General features: G+C 68.6%; 9 protein-coding genes. 5 read left to right on the forward strand and 4 right to left on the reverse strand.

From position 1 onward, the window contains the following. Nucleotide 1: 1 nt before the first annotated feature. A complete protein-coding gene (locus tag AC1RVY_RS25370) occupies nucleotides 2-559 on the reverse strand; it encodes an HNH endonuclease (RefSeq protein ID WP_218295747.1) in 558 nt (185 codons plus the stop codon). 168 nt (nucleotides 560-727) lie between these two features. Here AC1RVY_RS25370 and AC1RVY_RS25375 point away from each other — a divergent pair, with 168 nt between their 5' ends. The 4 genes from AC1RVY_RS25375 (at nucleotide 728) to AC1RVY_RS25390 (ending at nucleotide 7,360) form a co-directional block, all read left to right on the forward strand. Beyond that, nucleotides 728-1,786, forward strand: a complete 1,059-nt coding sequence (locus AC1RVY_RS25375) for a bifunctional riboflavin kinase/FAD synthetase (RefSeq protein WP_492808864.1) — start codon at nucleotides 728-730, stop codon at nucleotides 1,784-1,786. A 109-nt stretch (nucleotides 1,787-1,895) separates the two neighbouring features. Continuing rightward, entirely contained in the window at nucleotides 1,896-4,769 is a 2,874-nt protein-coding gene (gene ileS / locus AC1RVY_RS25380) for an isoleucine--tRNA ligase (RefSeq protein WP_492808866.1), read from the forward strand. Next, nucleotides 4,769-5,296, forward strand: a complete 528-nt coding sequence (gene lspA, locus AC1RVY_RS25385) for a signal peptidase II (protein WP_369643781.1) — start codon at nucleotides 4,769-4,771, stop codon at nucleotides 5,294-5,296. Before ileS ends, lspA begins: the two co-directional genes overlap by 1 nt. A gap of 408 nt (nucleotides 5,297-5,704) precedes the next feature. Continuing rightward, nucleotides 5,705-7,360 (forward strand): Na/Pi cotransporter family protein, encoded by a 1,656-nt coding sequence (locus AC1RVY_RS25390; protein WP_492808868.1) that lies wholly within the window; start codon nucleotides 5,705-5,707, stop codon nucleotides 7,358-7,360. Nucleotides 7,361-7,429: 69 nt separating this feature from the next. Here the strand turns inward: AC1RVY_RS25390 and AC1RVY_RS25395 are convergent, their stop codons facing one another. Both AC1RVY_RS25395 and AC1RVY_RS25400 read right to left on the reverse strand, forming a co-directional pair. Beyond that, a complete protein-coding gene (locus AC1RVY_RS25395; protein WP_218295751.1) occupies nucleotides 7,430-8,263 on the reverse strand; it encodes an NUDIX hydrolase in 834 nt (277 codons plus the stop codon). Further along, nucleotides 8,260-9,243 (reverse strand): quinone oxidoreductase family protein, encoded by a 984-nt coding sequence (locus AC1RVY_RS25400; RefSeq protein WP_218295752.1) that lies wholly within the window; start codon nucleotides 9,241-9,243, stop codon nucleotides 8,260-8,262. The genes AC1RVY_RS25395 and AC1RVY_RS25400 overlap by 4 nt, the downstream gene beginning before the upstream one ends. 214 nt (nucleotides 9,244-9,457) lie before the next feature. On the opposite strand from AC1RVY_RS25400, the gene AC1RVY_RS25405 reads away from it, so the two are divergent. Beyond that, nucleotides 9,458-10,357 carry a DMT family transporter gene (locus AC1RVY_RS25405; protein WP_492808871.1) on the forward strand — a complete coding sequence of 300 codons (900 nt, stop codon included), beginning with the start codon at nucleotides 9,458-9,460 and terminating at the stop codon, nucleotides 10,355-10,357. Nucleotides 10,358-10,373: 16 nt separating this feature from the next. On the opposite strand, the gene AC1RVY_RS25410 is transcribed toward AC1RVY_RS25405, so the two are convergent. Beyond that, a complete protein-coding gene (locus AC1RVY_RS25410) occupies nucleotides 10,374-10,967 on the reverse strand; it encodes a hypothetical protein (RefSeq protein WP_492808873.1) in 594 nt (197 codons plus the stop codon). Nucleotides 10,968-10,984: the final 17 nt, after the last annotated feature.

Consider the following 10,984-nt stretch of genomic DNA (forward strand, 5'->3'; position numbering starts at 1 on the left):
CTCAGGCCAGCAGGCGCGAGGACTTGGGCACGTGCGCCATCAGGAACTCCATCTGGTCGGCCAGGATCCGCCGGTTGCGCAGGATGAAGTCCTCCCACAGGCTGGGCACGTAGGGCGCGTACAGCAGTGGCATATGCGCCTGTTCGGGGGTGCGCGGCCCCTTGCGGTGGTTGCAGGGACGGCAGGCCGTGACCACGTTCATCCAGTGGTCCTGCCCGTTGCGCGCGAAGGGCACGATGTGCTCGCGCGTGAGGTTGTCTTCGTGGAAATGCCCGCCGCAGTAGGCGCACACATTGCGGTCGCGGATGAAGAGCTTGCTGTTGGTCAGGCCGGGCTTGAGGTCGAACGGGTTGATCGTGGGCACGCCCTTGGTGCCGATGATGCTGTTGACGGCAATCACCGACTGTTCACCCGTCACGGCGTTGTGCCCGCCGCGGAACCGGGCGATCTGGCCGCCGGATTCCCAGCGCACCTCACCGGCGGCGTAATGAATCACCGCCTGCTCGAGCGAAATCCACGATTGGGGCAGCCCTTGGGCCGACAGCTTCAAGACCTTCAAAACACGCCTCCTGGAACGGTAAGTACACAAGGATTCGGAACGCTGATGTCTCGCGGGCAGCCCCGTACCGGGCCGTCCGTGGGTCACAATATACTCCGTTTTCATGACAAATTGGCGTCTTGCGCTTGATGCACCTGCGCATGCTGCTATCAAAAAGATAACAAACCGATGAAGATCTTTCGCGGATTCCACCATCCTGGCATCGCCCGCTCGTGCGCGCTGACCATCGGTAATTTCGATGGCGTGCACCGGGGCCACCAGGCCATGCTCGCCCTGCTCAACAGCGAGGCCGCCCACCGGCAAGTGGACAGCTGCGTGCTGACCTTCGAGCCCCATCCGCGCGACTACTTTGCCGGGGCGCTGCACAAGCCCGAGCTGGCGCCCGCGCGCGTCGGCACGCTGCGCGACAAGCTCACGGAGCTGGCGCGCTGCGGCGTGCAGCAGACGGTGGTGCTGCCTTTCGACGCGGCGCTGGCCGCGCAGTCGCCCGAGGCCTTCATCGACCAGGTGCTGGTGCAGGGGCTGGGCGCCCGCTACGTGCTGGTGGGCGATGACTTCCGGTTCGGGCGCCAGCGCGCGGGCGACTACGCCATGCTGGACGCGGCCGGCCAGGCCCGAGGCTTTGACGTGGCGCGCATGAACAGCTACGAGGTGCACGGTTTGCGCGTCTCCAGCTCCGCCGTGCGGCAAGCGCTGGCCCAGGGCGACATGGACGCGGCCGCGCGCCTGCTGGGACGGCCCTACACCATCTCGGGCCACGTGGTGCACGGCCGCAAGCTCGGGCGCGAGCTGGGCGCCACGGACGAGGGCGCGGGCGACGGCTTTCGCACGCTGAACCTGCGCTTTGCCCACTGGAAGCCCGCCGCCAGCGGCATCTTCGCCGTGCTGGTGCACGGCCTGGGGCGCGAGGGCGATGCCCCGCTGCAGGGCGTGGCCAACCTGGGCGTGCGCCCTTCGCTCGACCCCGACGACGTCAACGGCGGGCGGGTGCTGCTGGAGACACATTGCCTGCAATGGCCCGCCGAGCTGGGGGCCGAAGGGGCGTACGGTAAAATCGTGCGCGTGGAACTGCTGCACAAACTGCACGACGAGCTCAAGTACGACGGTCTGGCTGCCCTGACGGCGGGCATCGCCAAGGACTGTGCGGATGCGCGCGCCTACTTCGCGTCGGCCCAGGCACCCAATCACACCGAGACCCGGCGCCAGACCACGCGCGACCGAATTTGAGGGGGCTGCCTGCGCAGCGCCTGCCCGGCAGGCCCGACACCTCTTCACGCCTCCTCTTTTCCCGTTTTCTCCGGGCCTGCCCCGGAATGCCCCGTTTTAAGGCTCCCTCATGTCCGACAACGCCAGTACCACCGAATCCACCGCCACGGACTACCGCAGCACCCTGAACCTGCCCGACACCCCCTTCCCCATGCGCGGCGACCTGCCCAAGCGCGAGCCGGGCTGGGTGAAGGAATGGGAAGACAAGGGCCTGTACAAGCGCCTGCGCGACGCACGCTGCGGTTCGCCCAAGTTCATCCTGCACGACGGCCCACCCTACGCCAACGGCCAGATCCACATGGGCCACGCGGTCAACAAGATCCTGAAGGACATGATCACCAAGGCGCGCCAGCTCGAAGGCTTCGACGCGCTGTACGTGCCCGGCTGGGACTGCCACGGCCTGCCGATCGAGAATGCCATCGAGAAGAAACACGGCCGCAACCTGAGCCGCGACGACATGCAGGCCAAGAGCCGTGCGTTTGCCACCGAGCAGATCGCGCAGCAGATGGTGGACTTCAAGCGCCTGGGTGTGCTGGGCGAATGGGACAACCCCTACAAGACCATGAATCCCGCCAACGAGGCGGGCGAAATCCGCGCGTTCAAGCGTGTGATGGAGCGTGGTTTCGTGTACCGGGGCCTCAAGCCCGTGTACTGGTGTTTTGACTGCGGTTCGTCGCTGGCCGAGTTCGAGATCGAATATCAGGACAAGAAGAGCACCACGCTGGACGTGGCGTTCAAGGCGCACGAGCCCGCCAGGCTGGCGGCTGCCTTCGGCCTGCCCGCGCTGGCGAAGGACGCCTTCGTGGTGATCTGGACCACCACCTCTTGGACCATCCCCGCCAACCAGGCGCTGAACCTGAACCCCGAGATCAGCTACGCGCTGGTGGACACCGGCGAACGCATCCTGCTGGTGGCCGAGCCGCTGGTGGCCTCGTGCCTGGAGCGCTATGGCCTCACAGGCAGCGTGCTGGCCACCACCCTGGGCAAGAATCTCGGCGGGCTGGAGTTCGAGCACCCGCTGTACGACGTGAAGAGCGAGGACGGCAGCCAAGGCTACCAGCGCCTGTCGCCCGTGTACCTGGCCGACTACGCCACGGCCGACGATGGCACCGGTATCGTGCACTCCTCGCCCGCCTACGGGCTGGAGGATTTCAACTCCTGCGTGTCCCACGGCCTGGCGCTGGACGACATCCTGAACCCCGTGCAGGGCAACGGTACCTATGCGCCGGACTTCCCGCTGTTCGGCGGCCAGCACATCTGGAAGGCCGTGCCCGTCATCATCGAAGCACTGCGCGATGCCGGCCGCCTGATGGCCACCAAGGAGATCACGCACAGCTACCCCCACTGCTGGCGCCACAAGACGCCGGTGATCTACCGCGCGGCCGCGCAATGGTTCATCCGCATGGACGAAGGCGAAGGCGTCTTCACCCAGCCCGGCATGAAGCCCGCCAAGACGCTGCGCCAGATCGCGCTGGACGCCATCGAACACACCAGCTTCTACCCCGAGAACGGCAAGACCCGCCTGCACGACATGATCGCCGGGCGGCCCGACTGGTGCATCTCGCGCCAGCGCAGCTGGGGTGTGCCCATCCCGTTCTTCCTGCACAAGGATTCGGGCGAACTGCACCCGCGCACCATGGAAATCATGGACCAGGCGGCCGACATCGTGGAAAAGGGCGGCATCGAGGCCTGGAGCCGCGTAACGCCCGAGGAAATCCTGGGCGCCGAGGACGCGGCCTGCTACACCAAGAGCACCGACATCCTGGAGGTGTGGTTCGACTCGGGCTCCACGTTCAGCCATGTGCTGCGCGGCACGCACCCCGACGTGCACCACGACACGGGCCCCGAGGCCGACCTGTACCTGGAAGGCCACGACCAACACCGCGGCTGGTTCCACAGCTCCCTGCTCTTGGCATCGGCGCTGGAAGGCCGCGCGCCCTACCGGGGCCTGCTGACCCACGGCTTCACCGTGGACAGCCAGGGCCGCAAGATGAGCAAGTCGCTGGGCAACGGCATCGATCCGCAGGAGATCAACAGGAAGCTGGGCGCCGAGATCATCCGCCTGTGGGTGGCCGCCAGCGACTATTCGGGCGACATCGCGGGGGACGAAAAGATCCTGGCCCGCGTGGTGGATGCCTACCGCCGCATCCGCAACACGCTGCGCTTCCTGCTGGCCAACGTGAGCGACTTCGACCCGGCCAAGGACGCCGTGCCGTTCGACCAGATGCTGGAGATTGACCGCTACGCGCTCACGCGTGCGTCCGAGTTCCAGGCCGAGGTGCTGGCGCACTACAAGGTGTACGAGTTCCACCCCGTGGTCGCCAAGCTGCAGCTGTACTGCTCGGAAGACCTGGGCGGGTTCTATCTGGACGTGCTCAAGGACCGCCTGTACACCACCGCGCCCAAGAGCCTGGCGCGCCGCAGCGCGCAGACCGCGCTCTACCAGATCACGCATGCCATGCTGCGCTGGATGGCGCCGTTCCTGTCCTTCACGGCCGAAGAGGCCTGGAAGTTGTTCGGCCAGTCCGACTCCATCTTCGTGGAAACCTATGGCTCCATCGCCGGGGCCGACGAGGGCCTGCTGGCCAAGTGGGGGCGCCTGCGCGAGATCCGCGATGCGGTGAACAAGGAGATCGAGGCGCTGCGCGCCGCCGGCCAGGTGGGCTCTTCGCTGCAGGCCGTGGTCACCCTCACGGCCGCGCCCGAAGACCATGCGCTGCTGGCCAGCCTGGGCGACGACCTGAAGTTCATCTTCATCACCTCTGCTATTGAATTGGTAGCTGGTAGCGCACTGCAGATCAGCGTCAAGCCCAGTTCCGATGCCAAATGCGAGCGCTGCTGGCACTACCGCCCCGACGTGGGGCAGGATGCCGCGCACCCCACCATCTGCGGCCGCTGCACCAGCAACCTCTACGGGGACGGCGAAAGCCGGGCGCACGCGTGATGGCGCGCGGCGCGGCACTGGCGGGGCGCTCCGGCGCGGGCATGTGGCCCTGGCTGGCCTGGGCCGTGGTGCTTCTGGTGGCCGACCAGATCACCAAGACCTGGATCCTCCAGAACTACCAGCTGGGCGATGCCACGTTCATCACCAGCTTCTTCAACATCGTGCGGGCGCACAACACCGGCGCGGCGTTCTCCTTCCTGCGCGATGCGGGCGGATGGCAGCGCTGGCTGTTCACCGGCATCGGCGTGGCCGCCACGATCTTCATCGTGTGGCAACTGCGCGCGCACCCGGGCCAGAAGCTGTTCAGCTTCGCGCTGTCCAGCATCCTGGGGGGCGCGGTGGGCAACGTGGTGGACCGGCTGATGCACGGCTACGTCGTGGACTTCCTGGATTTCCACTGGAATTTCCTCGCCCGGATCTTCCACGGCGGCCATTTCCCGGCCTTCAACCTGGCGGACACGGCCATCAGCGTGGGGGCCGCCTGCCTGATCCTGGACGAGCTGCTCAGAGCGCGGCGCGCGCGCTGAAGCAACACCCCCGCCCCCTGCATCCCAGGCCCGCCGCGCGCGGGCCTTTTGCCAGGCGAAAGGCGGGGAGCGGGTTCACCGGCAGGGGCCTGCCCCACCTGTGTAGTGCCCGTGCGGCAAGCGCCACACGCCGTGCCCCGCCCGGCAAAACCCGGACTGCTATCCATGCTATGGAATCGGGAGTATGCTTATATGTCAGTTTTGTGACAAATGACGGAGGGGTGCCTTGCCCGCGCCCGCCCCGCCCCGGAAGCCGCGCCGCCCGGCACCGCAGACCCGTCTGCCCTGGCCTCCGGGCACAAAAGTGAACACGCCACCCTGGCCAGGGGCGCATGATGTGCCCTGCGTCCGCCGTGGGCCAGGCGCCGCGTTTGCGCACGTCACAAGAAGAAGAAACAACGGTTTTCCATGAAGCATCTCTTGAATCTCCTGGCAGCGGTGTCGCTGCTGATCTGGGGCACCCACCTGGTGCGCACCGGCATCCTGCGCGTATTCGGCGCCAACCTGCGCCAGCTGATCGCGCACAGCGTCAGCAACCGGTTCACGGCCGTGCTGTCGGGCATCGGGGTGACCGCCGTGGTGCAGTCGAGCACCGCCACGGCGCTGATCGTGTCGTCCTTCGTGGGCCAGGGCCTGGTGGGCCTGCCCGCCGCGCTGGCCGTGATGCTGGGCGCCGACGTGGGCACCAGCGTGATGGCCGTGGTGTTCTCCATGGACCTGTCCTGGCTCTCGCCGCTGTTCATCTTCGCGGGGGTGGTGCTGTTCATTTCGCGCAAGGACACGGCGGCCGGCCGCGTGGGCCGGGTGCTGATCGGCCTGGGCCTGATGCTGCTGGCGCTGCGCCTGATCACCGAGTCCACCACCGTGCTGACCCAGTCGCCCACCGTGCGCACGCTACTCTCCGCGCTCACCAGCGACCTGCTGCTCGAGATTTTCACGGGCTCGGTGCTCGCCATCGTGGCCTATTCCAGCCTGGCCACGGTGCTGCTCACCGCGGCCCTGGCGGGCTCGGGCGGCATCCCGCCCGACGTGGCGCTGGGCCTGGTGCTGGGCGCCAACCTGGGCAGCGGCGTGCTGGCGGTGCTGACCACGCTCAAGGCCGACGTGCAGACGCGGCAGGTGCCGCTGGGCAACCTGATCTTCAAGATCATCGGCGTGATCATCATGACGCCGCTCACGGGGCTGTGGCTGCAGCACGTGCGGCCCTACGTGCCGGAAATCGCGACGCTGGTGGTGCTGTTCCATCTGGCGTTCAACATGGTGGTGGGCATCATCTGCATCGGCCTGACCGGCACGGTGGCCCGCGCGGTGCAACGCCTGCTGCCGCAGGAGAAGACCCAGGCCGCGGCGGGCACGCGCCCCCAGCACCTGGACCCTTCCGCCCTGGCCACGCCCTCGCTGGCCATCTCCTGCGCCGCGCGCGAGGCCCTGCACCAGGCCGACGTGGTCGAGTCCATGCTGCTGGGCCTGCACAAGGTGATCCGCACGGACGACCTCAAGCTCGCACAGGACCTGCGCAAGCTCGACGACGAGGTGGACGGCCTGTACTCGGCCATCAAGTACTACATGACCAAGATCTCGCGCGAGGCGCTGGATGAGCGCGAAGGCCGCCGCTGGGCCGACATCATCAGCTTCACGATCAACATGGAGCAGATCGGCGACATCATCGAGCGCGTGCTGATCGACATCGAGGACAAGAAGATCAAGAAGGGCCGCCAGTTCTCCGAGGCCGGCATGGAAGAGATCAACGAGCTGCACGCGCGCCTGATCGACAACCTGCGCCTGGCGATGAGCGTGTTCCTCAACGGCAGCGTGCGCGATGCGCAGAAGCTGCTGGAGGAGAAGGCCCGCTTCCGCGACCTGGAGCACGCGTATTCGGCCACCCACCTGGCGCGCCTGTCCGACAACACGGTGCAAAGCATCGAGACCAGCTCGCTGCACATCGACCTGATCAGCGAGCTCAAGCGCATCAACTCGCTGCTGTGCTCGGTGGCCTACCCGATCCTGGAGTCGGCGGGCGCGCTGGCGCCCAGCCGCCTGAGGGCCATGGTGGACCAGGCCTGAGGCGGCGGCTTGCGCCCACGGCGGCCCGCCGCCCTGGCGCAGGGGGCAGCGGCCGCAAGGGCCGCCGCGTCAGGCGCCCAGGAAGCCCGCGATCACCAGTCCGGCTTCCAGGGTGAACGCCCCTTGCGCCACCTGTTCGCGCAGGCTGTCGAGGGAAAGCAGATCGAACCGCTCGACCTCCCCGTCCTGGTTGCAGGGCTCCAGGCCGTCGGGCACCTGGGCGCGGAACCAGTCGATGCGCTCCACCATGAAGCCCACGCCCCCGCCCTCGCGGCTGGGCCGGCTGAACAGCACGTGGCCGCCGTGCGCCACGCCCGCCAGGGCTTCGATGCGCAGCCCGGCCTCCTCCCAGGTCTCGCGCGCCAGCGCCTGCGGCAGGGTGTCGGCGGCCGCCACCATGCCGCCCATCAGCGTATCCCACAGGCCCGGGTTGTTGGGCTTGGTCAGCGCCCGCTTTTGCACCCACATGCGGCCGTCCGGGGCCAGCCCCACCAGGTGCACGGCCCGCGTGGCGATGCCCAGCACGCGCACGGCGCCGCGCTCCACGGTGGCCACCACGTCGCCCTGCGGATTGCACACGGCCAGTTGCTCATTGCGCCAGGGGCCGCACCGGCCGGCGCCCCGCAGCACCGCCGCCAGGGCGTTGAGCGCCTCGGTGGCCCCTCCCGGGGGAGATTGCAGGTGCCAGGCGGGTGCCCCCTGATGCTCTGTTTTTGATAGCTCGAAGCGCTTGTCGATGGCACGCGAGGCACCAATCTGCTCCAAGAACCCTTCGGCCACCGAGCCCACCACCTGCCCGGCCGCCAGCAAGGCCTGGCGGGACTGGGCGGCGGGCTGCCGCGCGGCCTGCCGGGCGCCCGCCAGCCAGTGCCCGAACGGCGTGCTGCCGTGCGCCGCGCTCACAGCGTGAGGATGGTGGAGCCAGTGGTCTTGCGCGCCTCGAGGTCGCGGTGCGCCTGCTGCACCTGCGCGAGCGGGTAGCGCTGGTCGATGTGAATCACGACCTGCCCGCTGGCCACCACGCTGAACAGGTCGTCCGCCATGGCCTGCGTGCTCTCGCGCGTGGCGATGTGGGTGAACAGTGTCTGGCGCGTGACGTACAGCGAGCCCTTGGCGCCCAGCGCGCCCGGAGCGAACGGCGGCACGGGGCCCGATGCATTCCCAAAGCTGGCCATGAGGCCAAAGGGGCGCAGGCAGTCGAGGGACTTGTCCCACGTGTCCTTGCCCACCGAGTCGTACACCACCTTCACGCCCTGGCCGGCGGTGATCTCTTTCACGCGGGCCGCGAAGTCCTCGGTGTTGTAGTTGATTGCATGGGCCGCGCCATTGGCCAGCGCGAGCTGGCACTTGGCGTCCGAGCCCGCCGTGGCGATGAGGGAGAGCCCGAGCGCCCTGGCCCACTGCGTGGCGATCAGCCCCACCCCGCCGGCGGCGGCGTGGAACAGCACGTGGTCGCCGGCCTGCAGGCCTTGCACGGGCAGCGTCTTCTTGAGCAGGTACTGCGCGGTCAGGCCCTTGAGCATCATGGCCGCGCCGGTTTCGAAGCTGATCGCGTCGGGCAGCCGGCACACGCACCTGGCGGGCATCACGCGCTGCTCGCAGTAGCTGCCGGGCGGCTGGCTCGCGTAGGCCGCGCGGTCGCCCACCTTCAGGTGCGTGACACCTTCGCCCACGGCCTCGACCACACCGGCGGCCTCCATGCCGATGCCCGCGGGCATGCCGAGCGGGTACAGGCCCGTGCGGTGGTACACGTCGATGAAATTCAGGCCGATGGCGTGGTGGCGGATGCGGATCTCGCCGGGGCCGGGCTCGCCCACGGCGACGTCAACGATGTGGAGTTCTTCGGGACCACCGTGCTGGCGGATCTGGACGGCAAGGCTCATGGCTAACGCTCCTGTAACGGTGAGACAAACGGCGGCCATCCTGCCACGAATCCCGCGAACCTGCCGCAGGCCGGGCTACTTGCCGGCGGGCACCGCCACGCCGCGAGGAGACGGCCCTGGGCGATGGCGGGTGGGCGTGTGGACGGCCGCGCCGCCCTGGGGCCTTGTGGCCGCGCGCAGCGGGGCGGCACGCGCGCCGTTACAGTCCAGCCCCATGACACAAAAACTCACGCCCGGCACGGCGGCGTTGCTGGTGGTACCGCCGATGCTCTGGGCCGGCAATGCCGTGGTGGGGCGGCTGGTGCACGACCTGATCCCGCCCCTCACCCTCAATTTCATCCGCTGGGTGCTGGCCTTCGGCATCCTGCTGCCCCTCGCGCACGGTGTGCTGCGCAAGGACAGCCCGCTGTGGCCGCACTGGCGCCACTATGCGCTGCTGGGGCTGCTGGGCATCGGGCTGTACAACGCGTTCCAGTACATGGCCCTGCAGACCTCCACGCCCATCAACGTGACCCTGGTGGGCTCCAGCATGCCGGTGTGGATGCTGGGCGTGGGCGCGCTGTTCTTCGGCGCAGGCGTCACGCGGCGGCAGCTGCTGGGGGCGCTGCTGTCGATCTGCGGCGTGCTGCTGGTGCTCAGCCGTGGCGAATGGGCGCAGCTGATGGCCTTCCGGCTCGTGCCGGGCGACCTGTTCATGCTCCTTGCCACGATTTCATGGGCGTTCTACAGCTGGCTGCTGTCGCGCACCACCGAGCCCACCCGCATCCGCGGCGACTGGGCAGCGTTCCTGATGGCGCAGATGGTGTTCGGGCTCGCATGGTCGGGCAGTTTCGCCGGGGCGGAATGGGCCTCGGGCCGCTCGCACGTCGCATGGGGCTGGCCGCTGGCGGCCGCGCTGGCATTCATCGCCGTGGGGCCCGCGGTGCTGGCCTACCGCTTCTGGGGCGTGGGCGTGCAGCGCGCGGGGCCCGCCGTGGCGGGCTTCTTCGTGAACCTGACACCCCTGTTCGCCGGCATCCTGTCGGCCGCGTTCCTGGGGGAGACGCCCCAGCTCTTTCATGGCATCGCGTTCGCGCTGATCGTGGGCGGGATCGTGGTGTCCTCTCGCCGATAGCGCCGCTGCGGCGGCTCTACTCCTGCACCCGCAAGGTGCCGGCAGAGGACCCAAAACCCGGTTCTTGCGCCGGGAAGTCCGCCACGGTGGCGTTGTAGTTCACGCCCACCATGTGGCCGTTCAGGTCCGTGAGGTACATGAGGTTGCGGACGTCGGTATCGGCGGCCGGCGCGGTGCTGTCCATGCGCACCCAGGCACGCCCGCCAATGGTGACCAGCGAGGCGTCGCGCATCACCAGGCCCGGGGTGAGCCTGGGCAAGGTTGTTTCCATGGCGGACATGAACGCGGGCAAGGCATCGGGCGTGAGCGGTTTTTGCGCCATGCGCGACCAGGTCACGGCCACGGTGCTGCTGCGCCGGGCGTTGCCCCAGGCGGCCAGCGGCCTGCGCCCGTGCCGGCCGAACTTGGTCTGCAGCTCCTCGTCGGTGAGCGCGGTGTAGCCCGCCGGCGCCTGCAGCCGCAGCGTCCCGCTGGGGGTCTGGACGGCGACGGGCTCGGCGGCGGCCAGGGTGCAGGCAGCGGCTGCGGCACATGCCAGGATGGCCCATGCAGCCAGGCGCCCGCGCGCCGTGGCGCTGGCGGCGGGTCGGGTGTGCGGAGAAGGGTGCATATCGGACCTCGCCATCA

It is taken from the genome of Acidovorax sp. GW821-FHT11A03, from assembly GCF_058809075.1.

Excerpts from the sequence above, each read along its gene's own strand:
- AC1RVY_RS25390 (WP_492808868.1), top strand. The coding sequence starts at position 5,705 with ATGAAGCATCTCTTGAATCTCCTGGCAGCGGTGTCGCTGCTGATCTGG.
- ileS (WP_492808866.1), top strand. The coding sequence starts at position 1,896 with ATGTCCGACAACGCCAGTACCACCGAATCCACCGCCACGGACTACCGC.
- AC1RVY_RS25400 (WP_218295752.1), bottom strand. The coding sequence starts at position 9,243 with ATGAGCCTTGCCGTCCAGATCCGCCAGCACGGTGGTCCCGAAGAACTC.
- lspA (WP_369643781.1), top strand. The coding sequence starts at position 4,769 with ATGGCGCGCGGCGCGGCACTGGCGGGGCGCTCCGGCGCGGGCATGTGG.
- AC1RVY_RS25375 (WP_492808864.1), top strand. The coding sequence starts at position 728 with ATGAAGATCTTTCGCGGATTCCACCATCCTGGCATCGCCCGCTCGTGC.
- AC1RVY_RS25405 (WP_492808871.1), top strand. The coding sequence starts at position 9,458 with ATGACACAAAAACTCACGCCCGGCACGGCGGCGTTGCTGGTGGTACCG.
- AC1RVY_RS25410 (WP_492808873.1), bottom strand. The coding sequence starts at position 10,967 with ATGCACCCTTCTCCGCACACCCGACCCGCCGCCAGCGCCACGGCGCGC.